Consider the following 18,863-nt stretch of genomic DNA (forward strand, 5'->3'; position numbering starts at 1 on the left):
GCCTGATGGGCACGACTTAGTCGCAGCGAATCAGCAGAGTTGCAATATAGTCGACGTTGCTTGAGGTTTGGGATATCGGGCAGCAGGGTGTGGGGGCATGGCTTGTAGCGTCAAATATTTAAGCAGTGCTGGCATTCAGTACCGAGAAGTGAAAGGCGTCGATGCGCTTGCCAAGGTGTACCCCATCAACTGGCTGATGTATGCGTCTCTCAACGCATTTCCTAAGAACAGTCCGCCGATTGAGATCGATTTACTCGTGGTCATGGATGATCGCGTGGTTTTGCTGGAGCTGAAAGACTGGAACGGCCCAATTACGACAAAAGGCGACCTCTGGGTCCACGCGGGAAAGCGTGAACGGTCTCCTGTCGTTCTGGGAAATGAGAAAGCGAAGAAAATCAAGGGTATACTGAAGAACCAGATACCGTCATTGAGCAAAGTCTACGTCGATTCCCGTGTCGTTCTGACGGGCACTTCGACCCGCGATCTGCTGCCAGCCAGCGAAAAACCTTACGTCCTCACCTTAGAGGAGGCAAAGCTGCTTGGCGACAAGAAGGAGCGGAACAGACTCCTCGGGCAAGTCACATTGTCCACTGTCAAACCAAACATGCTGGTCAAGGACTTCGAAAAACTCTTTGGTAACGGATCGTATTTCCAGCCGAGAAAGATGACATGGGACGGTTATGCGGTAACTGATGAGGATTTCTACGTTCATCGTGGTGACATCTGGCGTGAACATCGGGTTCAGCTGGCGCGGGAGGAACGTGTAAAAGGGCTTCTCAGGCTTTGGCGGTTTGACAAGCTACCCGTTGGCTTGAACGAGCCAGGTGGACGAAGATTGATCGCCGATCGAGAATTGCGCGCGGTCGCATACCTGGGGGACAGCGCGAGCTGGATGTCGGAACGCGGGATCTTGAAGCAGGTCGGCGCTCCGCCTGACGAGGTGCTGACCGAGCATCATCAGGTTCTCTCAGTTCCTCCTGGCTGGACGACGCTCAGGCGCTACTTGGCCCGCAACGGGGCTGAACTCTCAAGTGAGCATCGCGTGGATATTGCGCACACGATGGCTTCAATGATCGCGGAGTTACATTCGCACGACCTTGCACATCGGGACATTGGTGGGGACGCCGTCTGGGTCGGTTCTCCGACAAATATGGCGTTGACCGGATTCTTCTCGGCAACGATCCCGGACGATATCTCGGTTGCTGACTATCTTGGCGTATTGGGCACTTATTCGGAACCGGAACAAGATTGGGGCAATGTCGTACCCACCGGGAAGGAGCGCGACGTTCGTAGTGTTGGTCTACTGATGCGCGAGCTTGCAGCTCTCGAGGGTGAAAACAATTCGCTACCATCAAGTTGGATGGAAGTTGCTGACAAGGCCCTCTCGGCTCCCGGCCAGCGCTTCGAGGATGGCCGGCGATTGGCGGAAGCGCTGGGCGAACTCAAGACGCCATCAGGGCCACAGATTGACCAGTCGCGGCTGGATGAATTCCAAACGGACGTAATTCCCTATATTCAGTTCCCTCCAACTGGGCAAACGACAAGCGGACAGCACTCTACAAGGTACGAGAGCGTCACCGGTCAGAGGCGAACGCTTGTCAAGGTTTGGAATGGTCTCCTCCGTGGAGATGCGCATCGCGATTATGCGCTTCTTGCCATGCTCGAGGAGGCCGTCGCGCTCAGGGCGGTGCCTCTAGTCGGTATCGCCCCTGTCGTAGCATGCGGGTTGTCCCCAGTGGGGGCTTACCTCGTCACCGAGTGGGTGGATGGTGCTCCACTAGACGAATATGTCGCTCCGAACGAGGAAGTCCTGCTCAATGTGTTGGCAAACCTGGTCTCATCAGTCGACGCGCTCCATACTCGCGGTTTTGGGCATGGAGACCTTCACCCCAACAACGTTATCGTGGGTGACGACGATAAGGTCTGCCTGATCGACGCATTGGACATTTCCTTGGTCGGGCCCGGACGACTGGGCAGCCCGGCCTGGGCACCGGAAGACCGTGAGCGCTGTACGACGCAGCAGATTGACCGTTTCGCGGTTTGCAAGATGGTTGTGAAGTTCGCGAACGCGTTGGGCACGCCCACGTCGTCGCAGCTGGTTGCTAGAGCGAAAGGTGAGATGGAAAGGCGACCCGTCGAGACCTTGGAGCCAATTGCCGAGGCAATCGCCGACACACTCTACGAACTACGCAAGGAGCCGACACCGACGTTCCAAATAGTTGGTCCTGTCCCTGCTGAAATGTCTCTCGAGACTGATGACGGAAAGCTTTGGGTCAAACGCTACCGTCCTAGCGATGATCTTGAAGCTTTCTGGATTACGGGCCTCAACAAGCGCCTGTTGGTGCGGATCAGGGATGGGGATGTCGAGGCGGTCGAACTTGGGGATGCGGCCTTAGTTGAGCTGGGACGTGGCACTAGCGTGGCGATGAACATCTCGATTCAGCGAGGAGATCGTCACGGCGATGTCGCTGCGCTTGTCGGATTTCTACAAGGCCATGTTGATCCCGAAACAGCTACGTCCGAGGAGGCGCGGAAGGAGGCACCGGACTGGGAGGGCGAGGACGAAGTATCTGAGTTTGAGGCCGCAGCTGAATTGGCAGAAGGAGATCTCGTTGCTGCTGATGGCACGGAGCACCTCGATGTCAGGCGAATGTGGATGCGGGCGGCAGAGATCGAAGAAGATACAGTTCTCCAAGTTCGCCTCGATCGTCGCCTAGCGGATGAGGGACAGTCTGCGGTCTATGAATACGAGACCCCCAGGCCCCTTGAGTTTGAGGACGAAGATATCGTTGAGGTTCGCCAAGGCGGCGTTCAGGGACGCCGGGTGGGACAGCTTGATGTTCCTGGGTGCGACACGAAACAAATTGCAATCCGGAATCAGAAATTCTCGGTGGCCGAGGGAGAATACGTTTCTCTTATTGATCGTCGGGATCGTGTTTCAAAAGAGCGCCGCCGTCGGGCTGTAGAACGGATCACGCGCAACGCCAGCGTTATTCCTGACCTGATCGACTATTTCGATCCCAATGTTAATGTTCTCGACGTCAACTACGAGGTCAAGATTGCAGAAAGCGACTTGGCCGCATACGAACTGAATGAAGGTCAGCGAGGGGCGTTTCGAGAGCTTCTGAAGACTGGTCCAGTCGGCTTGCTCCAGGGGCCACCGGGATCGGGAAAGACGCGATTCATTGCATCTTTCGCGCATTGGCTTCTTACACAGGGTGGCGCTCGACGCGTTCTCGTAGCAAGCCAATCCCATGAAGCGGTGAACAATGTTCTTGAGGAAGTGCTTAAGACATACCGAGCTCGCGGCGGTAGCGCGGACTTACTCCGGGTTGGCTCCCGAGGAGCGACGGAGCGCGTCCGCCCGTACCAGGCTAGAACGCTAAGGGAGCGATACAGAGTTCGATTTGAGAACGGTATCAAGACTAGAGTGGCAAACGCCGCCGCTGCGGCTGGAGTTCCGCGGTCATTTGTGCATGACGTGGTCAACGTCGATCAAAGGCTTGTTTCGCTCCACCGGTCGATCCTGTTGGTGAGGCTAGCAAGCGAAGCAGATATGGTGCGCGACGAGCGTCGCCGTTTGGACTCCCGACTTCGGAAACTTGAGCAAGCATTTCTACGGGAAGCGGAGAGGTTGCTCGGCGAAGCGGCCATCACCGCCGGGGACGTCGACTTCGATTCAATCGTTGAATCCGCCTTCCGCGCCGTTTCAGCTTCTCATCCCCGAACAAGTCCAAGCGACCTATCAAAGACAAGGCAATTGGTGGCGTTGGCAAACGACTGGAAAGATACGCTGGCAACAGGCCACCGGAACTTCGACGAATTCCTCGCAAAGACCCGGCAGGTCGTCGCCGGGACCTGTGTAGGGTTGGGGCAGTCCCAAATTCGGTTGGAATCTGGTGCATTTGACTGGGTCATAGTGGACGAAGCAGCACGATGCACTAGCGGCGAACTGGCCGTGCCGCTCCAGCTTGGAAGCCGAGTTCTCCTCGTTGGCGACCAACGACAGCTTCGACCCATGGTTGATCGAGCTGTTCAGCAGGGGCTACGCGAGGAGTTTGGGGGGCTAGGCAAGGCGCTTGCGCAGTCGGACTTCGAACGCGCATTCGCTTCGCCCTACGGGCGTCGGAACGCTCGCGTCCTTGATGAACAATATCGCATGACTCCTGTCATCAGCGATCTCGTGTCGGACGTATTCTACGCACCGCATGGGGTAAGGCTTAAGTCGTCGCCAGACAGAATAGCGGACGCGGCGTTCTCGGACTTGCCTCCGGATCTCGCGCAGCCGGTGGTGTGGCTGGATACGTCCTCCCTGCCTGGAGCGTTGGAGCGAGACCGCAACAATCACCGAGATATATGGAATGAGGCGGAGATACAGACGGTCATGTCACTCCTCCATCGGATCTCCAAAGAGCAGGCGCTGGTTGAGGAACTGGCGAAGCGGAGCGATCCCGCAATAGGCGTCATCTGCATGTACAGCGAACAGAAGCGGCGCATCGAACGTGAATGGGCACAGCAACCGTTCCCTGAGGCCTTTAGGCGGATGGTCGTGATCGATACCGTGGACGCCTATCAAGGGAAAGAAAACTCGATTGTCATAGTGACCCTCGTCCGAGCGAACGACCAGAGGAAGCCTGGCCATGTTGGACGTGAGAACCGCTGCAACGTCGCCATGTCGAGGGCGAAGGAGCGACTTTATATCGTCGGCAACTCGGAAATGTGGTCCAGCGCGAAATGCAAATCTCCTATGGGTGATGTGCTAAATAGGATTAAGCGCATGAACCGAGAAGATGCGGGTGTTCGAGATGCGGCGGAGATCAATTCATGACTGTAGAATCGCATCGAATTGAAATAGACGCTGTCGACTTTCAAATCTCGTGCCGTCGCTTCACGGTTCGGGCCACGATTACACGTGACAGGCAGTTGCCCGTTGTTGACGAGTTCGTGCTGCGGCTGCTGGCGATACTCGAGCGAGTATCTGTGACGCGGATGCGGTCTTGGTTTGGGTTTTCAGCCGGCGAGATGGAGACGGTGCTAGTCGACATGGGCCGGCGGAGCCTCATTGAGTTCGACGGCGACGAGGCTGTGCTCGCCCCAGCTGGGCGTGAGCTCTTCAAATCCAGCGGAGTTGAAGGGGTGCCGCACGTCGTAGAAATAGCGCCGCTTGTTGGCGACGTCTGGTTCGACTTGGTGAGCCGAACGATGGTGCCGCGGTCTCGCTCTCGACCGGCGGAGTTTATGGTCAAGCTGACTGAGCTACCAGACGCTCGCGATCTTCCAGAAGCATTTGCGCGCCGCGCGTTCGAAGATAATTTCAGGGACTATGCGCGCCGTATTAGGCGTATTCCAGATCCCGACGCCATCAACCTCTATTCGATCTCCGGCGTCGAAGGAGGTGCTTATGGCTACCAAGCGCTTCAGGCGCGGCTCGTGCTCGATCTCGATCGGTTGGGCGTACGCCCCACGTTTCCCGAAGCGGCGGACAGTGCTTCCGGCTTCCAGAAGCTTGCCGTTGCTGCAAACGATGCATGGCAAGTAGTCACGGGCCCGGACCTCGCGTCAGGAGCCATCGCGGAATTCGAGCGCATGACGGGTGATGCGCGCTTGTCTCCACTACTGCAGCGCTCCGATGAGCAATCAGCGTGGGTGGAAGCGTTCAGCTTGTCGGAGTTGAGCGGTTCAGGGTACCGCCCCAGTGTCGGCGCGACTTACCTGAAAGGGAATATAGAACGGCTGCTGCAGAAGTTTGCAGAGGCAAGTTTCGAACAACGGATCACCGAGGTGATCTGGCTACGGCCGAGCGGATCGACATGGGGGCGGACGACCCGCGTAGCGGAGGCATTAACAGAAGTAAGGGATGCTCTGCGAAACAATAATCAGCCGGATGTCAGGGCGATACTCACAATGCCACGGTCAACGGTTAAGTCCACGAGGTTAAATCATAAGCGGATTTTTGACCGCGGGGTTCTGCTTCCACAAGCTCACCTACCGTCAAATCTCGAAGTCTTGCTTGTTCCTGGGGTGGCCGCGCTTGTTAACATTCATGTACCTGTCCAGCAGCATGCCGTTCCGATTGGCGGATTGGTCACTGAGCCAAAGCGTCTTGGCCGGATAGCGGAGCGTCTTAGTATTATACGCGATAAGGAGGCCGAGGAGCTCTGGAATCGAGAAGTCGGCGACAGGGATGGAACAGGTGCACGCAGCGGGGATGCTGCTTCAGACAGCAATTCCACGGGCTAGGATCGCGCGTGTTTGGCCAGGCACTAGGGCATCCCGGTCGAACCGAACGTCCGCTTCTCGCATTAGTCGCTCAGAAGCGGCCCAACTGCTTCCGGCCCCAAACCGGTGTATGGGAACCTGGCCCGCGCCCACCTGCGGCGCGATCTTTTTGAGCAGACGGTGTGTCTTGCGCGGCAAATGTTGAATACCCGGCAACCTTATGGAAGATAACAGTTAGAGCAACGCATTCCCTGGGTAAGTAATGGCTAAGACGGATCTCGCCATTCTAAAATACTGGCGATCGGCGGTCACGGACAGTGCGATCGGAGACGCCTGCCTGACGAGCAAGATGCTCGAGGAGTTTCACGGCCTGTCATGCGAGGAGGCCGAGACCGGCATTCTGGGACAACAGGCCGTCGATTTCCTGTTTGACAAGGTGCCCGAGAATGTGCGGCGCATTGCGGTAAGCTACCGCCCGCTACATGCTCGTCGGCAAAGCCGGCATACAAGATCGCGCGGCGATGGCCTGCCACTCGAAGTCACCCCAGTTGTGACCGAAGCACAGGTCACGCGTGAAGGGCGCATCATTCCCAGCCACAGCGTCATTGCACGGGACATACTCGATCCGCTCGCGCGTGGCGCCTTCTCGGTCGGCCGCGTCGCAGATCTCGACAGCTTCCTGACAGCCCATCCCTTCCCGGCTAAAGATGAAGATCCGGATCTTTGGCAGCAATACCGGGACCACTGGCAACAGATGCTGGCAGAAGTCGGCGGCGACTGGCCAGCTTCGGACCCGGAATACCAGATCGTCGGCCAGGGGCTGATCCGACCGGCGACCGAGGCGGCCGCGACCGTAAAGCAGATCCTCGATCTGAGCGATACCCTTATCCATGAAGCACCGGAAAGTCCGCTTCTGGCAAATTTTGCACGCAGGGTTCCCTGCGACATCGAACCCGCACGCCAGGCCCCTTTCCCGCTGGCGAAACGTCTCGGCCATTCCAACGACGAGTTTCCCGTCACCGATCATCAGCGCGAAGTGCTTGCACATCTGGCTGAGGCGCGGGATGGCGATATTCTGGCTGTGAACGGCCCGCCGGGCACCGGAAAGACGACGATGCTCCTGTCGGCTATTGCCGGCGAATGGGTGCGCGGCGCGCTGGAGCAAGCCGATCCGCCGTTGATCGTGGCGGCATCCACTAACAATCAGGCAGTCACGAACATCATCGACGCCTTCGGCAAGGACTTCGGGCAAGGGCAAGGCCCGCTTGCGGGGCGCTGGCTGCCCGGCATCAAAAGCTTCGGCCTGTTTCTCGCCGCAGCCAGCCGGGAAGAGGAAGCCTCGACGAAATATCAGACTGAACGCTTTTTCCAGAAACTCGAAACGCCAGAATATCTGGACCGCGCCCGCATAGCCTATCTTCAGGCGGCTCGGAACGCCTTCCCACGCCTGAAGCAGGCGGACGTGGCAGCGGTCGTCCATGCGCTGCATCAGCGCCTGCAAGAAGAAAGCAGCGTGCTCGTTCGGGCCGATGAGGCTTACGCGAAATGCCGCGCGGCGAATCATGCTGTCGAGCGAATGCTCGGGGATGATCCGAGTACCGCCCTCTCAAGGCTTCGCGAGACGAAGGAGCGTTGCACAGCCGAAATGGGCGCAGCCGAGGATCTGCTGCACAAATGGGAGGGCTGGCTTGCGGCTGAGCCGATGCTGCTTTCTCTGTTCGGTTTCCTGCCGCTGGTCGCGAAAAGGCGAGTTCTGCGGGCGCGAGTATTTTTGCGCGAAGCGCGTGCGCCCGAAGAATTTGCAACGGTCGAGCGGATCGATGCCATCGACGGCCGTTTGAAGGTGTATGCGAGCGATACCGCCGCGCGAGCGAAAAGAGCCACGGACGCTTGCCATCAGGCGAAGCAGGCCATGGCAGAGCAAAGGCTGCTGGAAGAGGCATGCCGCACGCTAGCGGCGAATCTTCTGCCAACTTCACAAGAGGGCGCCGATCTGTTGGCGTTCGACCGCGCGGCCGATCGTTCCGTGCGTTTCCCTCTCTTCCTGCTCGCCACCCACTACTGGGAAGGGCGCTGGCTGCTGGAGATGGAGAAAGCATTGCCGGAACTCCAGCAGGTGCAGAAAAACGGCCGCGGCGGCAACGACCGCAGCATGGTCGAACCCATGTGGTCTCGCCGGATGATGCTGACGCCATGCGCCGTTTCCACCTTCGCTACGCTGCCGCGCAAGATGACCTGCCGGGACAATGCCTCGGGTAGCTATCGGACGGAATATCTGTTCAATCATATCGATCTTCTGATCGTTGACGAGGCAGGCCAGGTGTTGCCTGAGGTCGCGGGACCATCCTTCGCGCTGGCGAAACGGGCTCTGGTGATCGGGGACATTCAGCAGATCGAGCCCATCTCCTCACTGACCGCCGCCGTCGATACCGGCAACCTGATCGAGGCAGGGCTCCTGCCGCCCGGCGGAGGCCGGGAGGCTTTGCAAGATCTCGACAAGGTCGGCCTTACATCGCGCAGCGGAAGCACGATGCGGCTGGCACAGTCAGCCTGCCGCTTCTACCCTTATCCGGAGCTAGAGCGGGGCCTCTATCTCTTTGAGCACCGGCGCTGCTTTGACGAAATCATCGGTTTCTGCAATGAGCTCTGCTACAAGGGAACACTACAACCTATGCGTGGCTCGGCTACGGATGGCGCACTGCGCCCGATGGGCTATCTCCATATTGACGGTATGGCGATATCGGCGGGCGGCAGCCGGTTTAATCCGCTGGAGGCGCAGACCATTGCAGCCTGGCTCGCCGCTAACGCCGAAATTCTGAAAGCACGTTACGGCAAGCGCCTGGAAGACATAATCGGGATCGTCACACCCTTCGGCCGCCAGGTTCGCGAAATCCGCAACGCCTGCGCTGCGCTTGGCATCGACGTTGGACGGCAGGGCATGACTGTCGGCACAGTGCATGCACTGCAGGGCGCCGAGCGCGATGTGGTCATCTTTTCACCGGTCTACTCCAAACATGCCGATGGCGGTTTCATCGACCTCTCGCCCAGCATGCTCAACGTGGCGGTCTCGCGCGCGAAAGATGCCTTTCTAGTCTTTGGAGACATGGACATGCTGGCTTCCGCACCTCCGGGGAGCCCGCGATCCGTCCTTGCGCGCTTCCTCTCCAGAGACAGCGCAAACGAGATGGCCTTCGACGTGCCATCGCGAACCGATCTGTCGCGAGGAACGCGAACGCTCGAATCGTTGCGCGATGCGGCCGAGCATGACGCTTTTCTGCTGCGGGAATTTGCGAATGCCGGGCGCAGGCTTTGCGTTGTCTCTCCCTGGATCAACATCGCAACCATGAAACGGGTTGGATTCACCGACGCGATCGCCGCAGCCCGCGCAAGGGGCGTCGAGGTGGAGATCTATGCCGACCCCTATCTGACCCGCGACCGCAACAAGTCCGACCAGGACATGTTCGCGGAAGCCCACGAGATTTTGACCGGTATTGGCGCGACGCTCCACGCTGTCCAACAGCTTCACAGCAAGCTGGTATGGGTGGACGGCGCTTTGCTTGCGGTCGGCTCGTTCAATTGGTTCAGCGCCCACCGGACAGGCGAATTTGCCCGTCACGAGACATCGATTGTCTATCGCGGCAAGCATTTGGGGCCTGAGATCCAAACCCTCGAAGACAGCCTCAAAGCCCGCACTCACCCACTGAAATAAAGTTTGGCGAACTGGGAGTTCATAGGTGGCAGCTTCGTGGAATCGCTGACGTGCGGGATCTGATTGATGATCGGCGTTCGCTAGCTTTGCGTTCGGCGGCTTGTCTTGGGCTAACGGTCACCAAGTTAGGGACGTCTGGTATCTGAGGATAGCTTCCAGTGACGTCCGAGGCCGCAGAGCCAAGTATAATGTCAGCTCTGTTATGTTGCCCGGACAAGAGCCGACCGACTGCTTACGGTCGATTTCGGTCGTTCAACGAGACGCGTTCCGATGGCCGCTGATGGCACTAAGCTGCCGTTTGTCCAAATTCCGCTTTGGGTTTGAGCCGACCACAGCGGGTTGGGTACCAAGTGTTAGATTTTAACCACTAGTGATCCGGGGACACGCACCTAGGAACTTAAATTACAAAGAAATCTGCCGCCGTCATCTTAAGGGCTTTCTTGACAATCGCGAATTCTATTGCCGCCTTCGCGCCGGAGCCGTCCGCGTCATAGTAAAGGACGCCCTTTTTATTGTCGTAGAAGAGGTAGTCGTTCTTGTCCTTGGCCTTGTCGCCGATGGTAAAGAAGGCCTTGTTCAGCTTGCCATGCTTGCTGATGGTGCCCTTGCCGAGCTTCTTGAACACCGCATTGTCCAGCCAGATCGTGTCATCCTTCACATTGAAGTCAGCGATCTTATCAAAGTTCACCTTCCGGTCGATTGTAGCTGTCCCGAGCTTTGTATCGAACACGAAAGGCTCTGTCGCAATTTCTGACTGCGGGCAAAAAGATCTTTGGGTGGTTCGTATCTGCCTATGCGGCGAGCCGCTCGAATTGTTCAGCGAGTGACGGTTGATGAGCGCAGGGGCGTTGGTGCAGGGATCGTGAATTTTGCGGATTATGGTCTTTGATGCCGTCGTTTATGAGGTGGTTCCAATGCGACGGACGGCTTTCGGGCGTGTGCATGCCAGCATGCGATTGAGGACAGTGCAGCCGATGGCGACCTCTGTCTGCTGGGCGCCGAACGACCGCGCCCTCAACCGTCTCCCGATGGTGGCCTTGTATCGGCCGATCGCGGTCTCGACCAGAGACCGTTTGCCGTAACCCGTGACGGCTTGCCATTTCATCCGGCCGTCTGTGGTGATCGCCGCGATATGACGGTCTCGTTGATTGGAGGGTTCGGTGTCCGACCTTTCCACCGCATTGGCGCGCGGCGGAATGACGACCATGGCGCCAACGCTGTGACTGGTGACGGCGTCGTAGGTCGGGTTGCCGTCATAGGCGCCGTCGGCGGTGAACTGCCCGATCGGCACCGCGATCTGGTCGAGCAGCGGATCCACCTGCGAGGCGTCACCGGTGTCCTGATCGGTCATGACATGGGCTACGATCTCGCCGCTGTCGGCGTCCAGCGCCAGATGCAGCTTTCGCCATCCCCTCCGCGTCCTGGCGCCGTGCTTTTCTTCCAGCCACCGGCCGGCGCCGTAGACTTGGAGCCCGGTGCTGTCGATGAGGATGTGAACAGGCCCTTCTCCTAGAATCCGGCGACCCTGCCGTCCTTCAGGGGAGTGCCAGGTCCGCGCTCGCCGGTTGAGGGTGGTGCGATCAGGCACGGCGAGATCCAATCCCATCAACTCAAGCAGCGATATGAGCAAGCCCTCCGTCTGGCGCAGCCGCAAGCCAAACACCAGGCCAACGGTCAGGGCCATTTCGATCGCCAAGTCGGAATAGCGCGGCTGCCCGCCGCCCGTCGTCCGCTTCGCCGCTTGCCAAGACGACAGCGCCTTCGCGGTCATCCACAGCGTCAGGCTGCCACGCCGACGAAGGCCTGCCTCATATTCCGCCCAGTTCGCCACCTCGAACTTCATCTTGCCGATACGATGGCGGCGGGCAGCATTGTGTTTGAAAGGCAGGGCGGCGACCAACGGGCTATTTCGATGACCGCTCGACGACACAAGCACCGCTAACGATTCATGCACCAACGCCCCCTAGCAGGAGTCTCAGCAGCTTCTCACCAGCCATAACTCGCCCAGTCTTGTCAAAACCCTTGCGGCTCATTGCTTGACTGCCTGATACGTTTGGGAAGACGAGCAATGTCTAGGAGCAAGCCCGCATCGTCCTTTGAGACATCAATGAGATCATTGATCCGGTGTCGTTCACCTAAAACCATCAGTACCATTGCGAGAGCGCCCAGAGAGACGGCCGGGTCTCCCTGCTGGAGCCGCCTCAGGGTACTTAGAGAGATCCCGGCAGCCTCGGCCAAGTCGGATATACGCAGACGCCTTTTGCGGCGCGCAATGGCAATGTCGGCACCGAGCTTGCGAAGAGCGCGTTGTACAGAGGGCGAAATCTGAGACTTTGTTGCCAAAGTTATAACCGTTCATATATGATGTCTTACCAAACTTTAATAGTCATATATGAATGCTTATGAGCCATCAACCAAGCAGGGAAGAGCCATAGGGAGACCCAGCCTCCAGGTAAAGCAGGAGCACGTCTTCTTCTGGCCTGGCTGGTGTCAAGCTGGATTTGAGACCCCCGATGAGTAAGGAAATCAGTAAACTCCTCAGTCACGTCCTCCGCCATGCTCCCGAGCGCCTCGGGCTGGTTCTGGACCCAAACGGCTGGACCTCGGTCAACGACCTAATCATCAAGGCGAAGAAAGCCGGCTACAAACTCGATCGCGAGACACTAGAGATTGTTGTCGCGATGAACGACAAGCAGCGCTTCACTCTGTCAGACGATGGCCGGCGCATTCGCGCGGCGCAGGGCCACTCCCTCAAGATCGACCTGGGGCTGAAGGCGAGCGAACCTCCCGTGCTGCTGTTCCATGGAACGGCTCGGTCCAATCTGGACTCTATCTTCGCGGAGGGACTTAAGCCGGGACGGCGCCAGCACGTCCATCTGTCCTTGGACGAGTCAACCGCGATGAAAGTGGGTGAGCGACACGGCAAGGCAGTGGTTTTACGCGTCGATGCAGCCCGCATGCACGCAGATGGCAAAACGTTCTGGCAGGCGGATAACGGTGTCTGGCTGACCGGGCACGTTCCCCCCCAATACCTCAGTTTTTAAAGAAGAACCGCTGGCTCTGTTGTCGCCATTTGTAGAAATGCGAATCCCCCACGGAGATGCCAAAATAGAGGCCTCGAGAAGGTCTTCAGCTGCCGCATTGTGAGATCATCTGCAGCACGTGCTGGGTTCAACAGACAGGCAATTTCAAGGGCCGGAGAAACCGCTGTCGTAATCAGGATCGTCCTGGACGTCGCTGTTATCGATCTTGGCTTGAAGCTCCTGAAGGTCCACAGCCGCACTGATTGCCTCGGAGGCAAGGGACAAGTTCCTATACTGCTCGGGAGTGATTTCCGCCTCTTCTGAAAGCTGTTGGTGCCCGCTGCGATCCTTCTGGACCCACTTCGCCCGCACAAGGAGTGTTGCCACAACCGAGCGCAGAGTGGCGAACCCGCTCAATAAGTCGCTGGAAGCGATAGTAGACAGCGCTTCCACTTTCATCAGCAAGCGCTTGGACTTCTCGAACATAGCCTTGGCACGATCGGCCATTTGGCTGATCTTAGCGCGCTCCCGAGCGAGATCGCGCCCCTCGTGAGCCTTCTGTTGCTCCCATGCCTCGTAGCGAGCATTCATCCAGGCTTCGCGCGACTGGAGCTGCCGTTGCTTCACGTCCAAGTCTCGTTCCGCTTCCCGGCGAGCGCGATCTTTCAGCCGTCCATAGGTCTCGGGGCTGACATGCTCGATCCTGGTGATCTGTTTGCGGGTGCCGCGCCGGATCCGGGTGTCGAGATGGCAGGCAGCATAGGCGGCCCACGAGGTTTGCAGAGCAGCAAACTCATTTCGCTCCCCCGTGGCGGCCTTGAGCTCCTGTAACGGCTTATTGGTGCTGATCCTGGGTTTCCCCCGCGAAGACCGGATAGGCGAAATGCAGAGGTCCACGACACTCCCACCTGCCTCGTCCAGGTCCAGGCGGGCGGTAATCACACTCCCCTCCCCGGCCCATTCCTCAGCCCACGCCCGGGCTGCCTTGAACAGAGCAATGTTCCGCGGATTGTCAGGATCGTGCAGTCCTCCGGTTTCCCGCACCCACTCCGGTGAAACGACGCACAAGGCCTGCATCATCAGAGGAGCTCCCTTTCGCTCCCCTGCCCCAGTTTGATTTCGATGAGTTTTGTAGGCGGCCAGGATGTCTCGAGGATCGCTGTCTGGATCCTTGGACCAGGCCAGGCAGGTCCCGGCTGTCGCCCCCGCTCTGAGGCGTTTGCGAGAGACCTCGTCGAGCCGCAAGGCGTGACGGGTCTGACCCTGGAGCTGGGCGAGGGTGGTCAAGCGATTGACACGAACCGAGGACAGAATCAATGGACAGCTTTGAGGCGAGACAGGATGAGCTTGGATGGTATCTAGTATTACAATGTTGCATTTTGTACAATTTCGATAATGGAATTATCAACCCACTATGACAATTCTCTCCGAGCCGCTCCGCTAATTGTCGTGGGCCGCTTCGCGGAAGAGCGGAGCTTTCGTCACTACGGCGCTGTTGAGGGCGCGTTCCTTCAGCCCCGTTTTGGGTCATCCGACAATTCCTCCTGAAAGGCCGCACCATATCCCTCTCGGGCAAACCGCCGCCCAACTGGACTTCGGTGCCACGCGCTCCTTGCACCAATGGAAGTCCTTATAGGTTCGCAATGAAAACACCTCAGCAGGCCATCCCCACTGTGATGGCCAGACCTGAACTCATGGCTGTCACGACATCCGCCTCCTCCGCATGGCCAGTAGTTCGACCTCGAGATTAAGCTTGCCGGCTTTCACCATGCGCACGAGTGCCCGAAAATACCCACCAGGATTGCGGATCCGCTGCGAACCGCTCGACACGTCATCGTCATAGAGCTGCAGCACGTAGATGACCGCGGCAGCCGCACCAACAGGACCAAGATCGGCGACGGCCTCATTCCAGGCGCTTTCGTGCGCACCGAGCGACGCACGCAGATATCGCCCTGCCCCAACAATATCATCCGTGTTGTGAATAGGTCGGCCGTAATCCGCGATCGTTGGACAAGCTTCAACGATCAAAGCTGGTGATAGATGCTCTGCCGGTCGTTCTTTTGGCAGAACCGCCTCAGCTTTCTTCGGAAAGCTTTTTGTACAAGACTCGCTAGGAGATCCGTTGTTTGTTTCTTTGTGCTGGACTCTGAGTCCTCCATTGCCGGTCTGATAGAAAGCCTCTTCAGCGAGGTTTCGCAGATCCTTCCAATTCTGCAGCAGCCCAATTGGAAGGTCAGTCGTCGAGCGGACTGGGGTGCGGCTCATCAGGGTCTTATAGCGATCGTCGAGGTCGGAGCGGTCGAGTGCCGGGAAATGCTGTGCAAGAGCGCTGATGGCCTCCTCTGTGGCTCTGCGGGCCACGGTGACCTCGTCATAGGCCCGCTTGCGGATCTCCCGCATGATCTTCTGCTCGGCCAGCATGGAGGTCCACTCCCCTCGCCTTGCATAGATCGGCGTCAGGTCGAAGCCATAGGCGTCAATGATATCACCGGCGAGATCTCGCATCGCGAAGCGCTTCCCATTGGGAGAATCCTTCGCCACGATCAGCTTAAGATCCGTGAGCTGGCCCAAAATACGCCGGATGGACCGCTCGGTAAGCCCTGTGCGGCTCGCCAGATGGTCATTGGACGGCCAAACCAGCAGCCTCTCCCAATTCTGCTCGCCCCAGCAGGCGACGAGCTCGGATAGCACCAGGCGCTGAGCTGGACGCAGCTCAAGCGCCTTCTCCGCGTCCCGGGCTGCGGCTGAGAGTTCTTTGCGCGTGACTGTACGGCCTGCCTCAAAGGCAAGCTTTCTTGCGGCCAAGGCAGCATGTCTCAGCTGCCGGCCTCCTGTCGATGCCAGTTGCACCGTACCCTCCATTATGAGGGCAAAGCAGGATCGTTCACCGAATCCGATGTTCTTGACAGCTGATTCGCTGGGATGGCATAAAGAAGGTGCTAAACGACTTTGATTGCCATACCAGTGGTGATTACCCAAAGGCCCTTGGAGTTACCAGCTCCGAGGGCCTTTTGCTTTGCCGCGGTTACATTAAGTCCCCTCCTCCCTCGCCTTGGCATACTCCTGAGCGAGGCTTGGAAGCTGCTCTGCGAACCGATCGGCAAGGAATGTCGCGAACCCCGCGTCCAATCCCTTGTCGACCGAGATCTTCAGGTCGCGGCCGGTCTGTGAGACCTTTGCAACCTTCCGACCAGAAGCTGTGATGATCCGCGTATCGCTATTCGCCTTCTCCTGGGGACCGGTGGCCGCAGTGAGGACGCGGTTGAAACGGGCATGGCTATCAGCGGCTTGGAAGCGATCGCTGGCGGTAGCCTCAAGGACACGATCGAGAGCGCCCTTCCCTCTCAGGGCCTCCGTCAGTTCGAGCCAGCGCGGGCGCCCGATCTTTGGAGCCGGCCCGATGGCCGCGATCACATCGGCTGGGATCGCCTTAGCGACCGAGAGCAGGACAGATAGATTGCCCTTGTTGGGTTCGACAGCGGACATGATCGTAGCCCGATCGAATCCTCTCTCCTCGAGGGTAGCCGCGAACTGCGCCCTCTCGATGAAGCTGAGATCCGCCCGATCAAGGTTTTCCTTACCCTGAGCTACGACGAGCTCGGCATCGGTCAGCGGACGGACAAGCGCCTTCACCTTCTGTCCTAGCTCTCGCGCAGCGCGAAGCCGGCGATGACCATAGGCAGCTTGATAACGCCCCTCATCCTTCGGATGGAGTCGGACGAGAATTGGAACCTGTTGTCCGCCGTCGGCGATACTCGCTTTTAATGCCTCGAAAACTGGATCGGAACCGGTGTCGGTCAGACGATCACGAAAGGGCGAGTGATCGACGGCTTTTGGATCGAGCTCCAGTACGCGATCGCCGGAGGCCAGTTGCGAGCGAAGGTTCTCGACCTCTTCCGCATCGGCGTTGAGGCTCTCGAGCGCCATACCCATGACCTTGATCGAGCCTGGGGTAGCCGACGGCTTGCGCTCCGGCATCGGTTTTGGCTCGTCCCGCTTGATCGGCGATAGCAGACTATCGAGATGATTGGCTCGCTTGCTCATGCCCTACCCCAGGCTTTCCGGATCAGATCCTCGACCTCGCCGTTGACCGCATCGAGAGACTCGATAGCGCGATCGTAGGTCTGACGAGTGATGTTCTCGCGTCCAACTTCGTAGAGCGTCTGCTTCGTAATGCCGGCGTCGGCGACAGCCGTCGATTTCAGCATGGTGTTGGTCATCACCCGCTCACCAAACAGCGACCGCATGAGCCCGACAATGCGTGTTTGCGGCCCGTCTTGGGGTTCGTAGCGAGTGACGAGATAGCGGAGGAAGTCGTAGTTGGCATCACCGCCCGCCTTCTCGACAACCGACAGCAAGTTCGCCGTCATGTGAAGGAACTGGCTCATGGACGCGACGTCGAGCATCTGCGGGTGAATCGTGATTAGAACTGATCGTGCTGCACACAGAGCCGAAAGCGTCAAGAAGCCGAGAGCTGGCGGGCAATCGAGAACGACGATGTCATAATCGTCATCGACGGTCGTGAGTGCATGCGCCACGCGAGCGAAGAACAGTCGGTCGGATGACCGACGCTTCTCCGCAAGAACACGCGGTGTGTCATGCTCGAACTCCTGCAGCTCCAAATTGGCCGGAACCAAATCAAGACCTGCGAAGTAGGTCTTGCGGATCACGTTCCGTAGCGGGACTTCGTCCTCATACTTGATCGCGCCATAAAGCGTTTCGTTTGGCCCGACATCGAACTCTGGTTGGAGCCCGAGCAGAGATGTCAGCGAGGCCTGTGGGTCGAGATCAATCGCCAGCGTGCGATAGCCGCGCATGGCGAGATACTGCGCAAGGTGCGCTGTCGTGGTAGTCTTGCCCGACCCGCCCTTGAAGTTGGTAACGGCTATGACCTGAAGCCGCTCGCTTGGTTTGCGATGGCGCGAGTACGTCGGCTTCACTTTCGCCATGAGCTCACGGATTTCGTTGACCTGCTCCAGTGTATATAGACGGCGACCGGCGACACCCTTCTCAGGGGCTGGGCCTTCGCCGGAGAGATCGAGCTGGCGTAAGTAGCCGTCGCTGCATCCAATGAGCTTAGCCGCTTCGCCTGATCCGAGCTTCCTCAACGTCTTTGTTGAGGATGGTGGAAAGAGGCGGCTTCGAATGTCCTGCAGTTGAGCAGAAAGAAGTTGAGCGTCGGCTTCGACAGCGCTTGATAATGAACTCGAGACTGCTGGTTCGGCAGTATCCGTGTTTGCTAATTGGTGGGGCAAGTTACGCTCCGATACCGTTCTACGAGTTGCGACCGTAAGCTTTATGCGATTCGGATATTTAGACAAGGTTAACGGTCAAGTCACTTCGGATTCAGCTGTGAGCCATTCCTTACCGCACCCCATGGTTATTTCGAGTTATCAGCTGAAAACCGCCCTGCCCTGTCCCAAAAGTTTTCAGCTGAAAACCGACGTTACTCATCCATCACGGGCAAGAATCCCGACCTTGTGAATGATTCCAAACACTGATTGGACCCCAAGCTGTTCAATAAAGAGACTCGGACTCATGCCCAACTTCGTCGTCCTCAATCGCTCCGATTCGGCCAAGAACATGGCCCGTTTCTATATTCTGTCGATAGAGGCAAGCTTATTTGGAGACCTAGCTCTGATCCGCGAGTGGGGTCGAATCGGCACCGCAGGGCAGCGCAAAGTCGAACTATATGAAAATGAGGAGAGTGCCGCTGTTTCCTTCCAGAAATGGCTGCTTCGGAAGCAGCGTCGGGGATACCGGATCCGGCTGACGTATTGACCGCGTATAGCTCAATATTTGTGATCTTCTCGGTGAGATCCTAAGGCGTCGCATGAAGCTATTTAGTGCCGCCCTATACCAGATAGGTCATTCGACGGTCCGCTTAAGGTCGGGAGAAAGGGGGAGCTTAC

General features: G+C 58.1%; 12 protein-coding genes. 5 read left to right on the forward strand and 7 right to left on the reverse strand.

What is annotated here, in order from left to right; all coding sequences use genetic code 11:
* Positions 1-97 precede the first annotated feature (97 nt).
* The 3 genes from AB4Y97_RS19640 to AB4Y97_RS19650 all read left to right on the forward strand — a co-directional run bounded on the left by AB4Y97_RS19640 (position 98) and on the right by AB4Y97_RS19650 (position 9,928).
* Positions 98-4,828: an AAA domain-containing protein gene (locus AB4Y97_RS19640; RefSeq protein ID WP_442000736.1), complete on the forward strand. Its 4,731-nt coding sequence runs from the start codon at positions 98-100 to the stop codon at positions 4,826-4,828.
* Positions 4,825-6,240 (forward strand): hypothetical protein, encoded by a 1,416-nt coding sequence (locus AB4Y97_RS19645; protein ID WP_442000737.1) that lies wholly within the window; start codon positions 4,825-4,827, stop codon positions 6,238-6,240. Before AB4Y97_RS19640 ends, AB4Y97_RS19645 begins: the two co-directional genes overlap by 4 nt.
* A 241-nt stretch (positions 6,241-6,481) precedes the next feature.
* Positions 6,482-9,928, forward strand: a complete 3,447-nt coding sequence (locus tag AB4Y97_RS19650; RefSeq protein ID WP_442000738.1) for an AAA domain-containing protein — start codon at positions 6,482-6,484, stop codon at positions 9,926-9,928.
* A gap of 397 nt (positions 9,929-10,325) precedes the next feature.
* Here the strand turns inward: AB4Y97_RS19650 and AB4Y97_RS19655 are convergent, their stop codons facing one another.
* From AB4Y97_RS19655 to AB4Y97_RS19665, 3 genes are all read right to left on the reverse strand, one after another.
* Positions 10,326-10,658, reverse strand: coding sequence for a hypothetical protein (locus tag AB4Y97_RS19655; RefSeq protein ID WP_442000739.1), 333 nt, complete (start codon positions 10,656-10,658; stop codon positions 10,326-10,328).
* Positions 10,659-10,826: 168 nt separating this feature from the next.
* Positions 10,827-11,816 carry an IS5 family transposase gene (locus AB4Y97_RS19660; RefSeq protein ID WP_442000748.1) on the reverse strand — a complete coding sequence of 330 codons (990 nt, stop codon included), beginning with the start codon at positions 11,814-11,816 and terminating at the stop codon, positions 10,827-10,829.
* Between the two features lie 125 nt (positions 11,817-11,941).
* Entirely contained in the window at positions 11,942-12,271 is a 330-nt protein-coding gene (locus AB4Y97_RS19665) for a helix-turn-helix domain-containing protein (RefSeq protein WP_442000740.1), read from the reverse strand.
* Between the two features lie 170 nt (positions 12,272-12,441).
* Between AB4Y97_RS19665 and AB4Y97_RS19670 the strand changes: the two genes are divergently transcribed.
* The gene (locus AB4Y97_RS19670) at positions 12,442-12,972 is read left to right on the forward strand and encodes an RNA 2'-phosphotransferase (protein ID WP_442000741.1); all 531 of its coding nucleotides are present in this window, start codon (positions 12,442-12,444) and stop codon (positions 12,970-12,972) included.
* Positions 12,973-13,116: 144 nt separating this feature from the next.
* Here AB4Y97_RS19670 and AB4Y97_RS19675 read toward each other — a convergent pair whose 3' ends face one another.
* The 4 genes from AB4Y97_RS19675 to repA form a co-directional block, all read right to left on the reverse strand.
* Positions 13,117-14,031: a hypothetical protein gene (locus AB4Y97_RS19675; RefSeq protein WP_442000742.1), complete on the reverse strand. Its 915-nt coding sequence runs from the start codon at positions 14,029-14,031 to the stop codon at positions 13,117-13,119.
* 621 nt (positions 14,032-14,652) lie between these two features.
* Positions 14,653-15,801 (reverse strand): plasmid replication protein RepC, encoded by a 1,149-nt coding sequence (gene repC, locus AB4Y97_RS19680; protein WP_442000743.1) that lies wholly within the window; start codon positions 15,799-15,801, stop codon positions 14,653-14,655.
* Between the two features lie 180 nt (positions 15,802-15,981).
* Positions 15,982-16,995 carry a plasmid partitioning protein RepB gene (gene repB, locus AB4Y97_RS19685; protein WP_442000744.1) on the reverse strand — a complete coding sequence of 338 codons (1,014 nt, stop codon included), beginning with the start codon at positions 16,993-16,995 and terminating at the stop codon, positions 15,982-15,984.
* Positions 16,992-18,206: a plasmid partitioning protein RepA gene (gene repA, locus AB4Y97_RS19690; protein ID WP_442000745.1), complete on the reverse strand. Its 1,215-nt coding sequence runs from the start codon at positions 18,204-18,206 to the stop codon at positions 16,992-16,994. Before repA ends, repB begins: the two co-directional genes overlap by 4 nt.
* 283 nt (positions 18,207-18,489) lie before the next feature.
* Here repA and AB4Y97_RS19695 point away from each other — a divergent pair, with 283 nt between their 5' ends.
* Complete coding sequence (locus AB4Y97_RS19695; RefSeq protein WP_442000746.1) at positions 18,490-18,732, forward strand: WGR domain-containing protein; 243 nt, start codon at positions 18,490-18,492, stop codon at positions 18,730-18,732.
* Positions 18,733-18,863 lie beyond the last annotated feature (131 nt).

Origin of the sequence: Microvirga sp. 2TAF3 (assembly GCF_052114965.1) — a bacterium.
In the GTDB taxonomy this organism is placed as follows: domain Bacteria; phylum Pseudomonadota; class Alphaproteobacteria; order Rhizobiales; family Beijerinckiaceae; genus Microvirga.

Coding starts and splice junctions, on each gene's coding strand:
- AB4Y97_RS19640 (WP_442000736.1), top strand. CDS start 98: ATGGCTTGTAGCGTCAAATATTTAAGCAGTGCTGGCATTCAGTACCGA.
- AB4Y97_RS19645 (WP_442000737.1), top strand. CDS start 4,825: ATGACTGTAGAATCGCATCGAATTGAAATAGACGCTGTCGACTTTCAA.
- AB4Y97_RS19650 (WP_442000738.1), top strand. CDS start 6,482: ATGGCTAAGACGGATCTCGCCATTCTAAAATACTGGCGATCGGCGGTC.
- AB4Y97_RS19670 (WP_442000741.1), top strand. CDS start 12,442: ATGAGTAAGGAAATCAGTAAACTCCTCAGTCACGTCCTCCGCCATGCT.
- AB4Y97_RS19675 (WP_442000742.1), bottom strand. CDS start 14,031: ATGATGCAGGCCTTGTGCGTCGTTTCACCGGAGTGGGTGCGGGAAACC.
- repB (WP_442000744.1), bottom strand. CDS start 16,995: ATGAGCAAGCGAGCCAATCATCTCGATAGTCTGCTATCGCCGATCAAG.
- AB4Y97_RS19695 (WP_442000746.1), top strand. CDS start 18,490: ATGCCCAACTTCGTCGTCCTCAATCGCTCCGATTCGGCCAAGAACATG.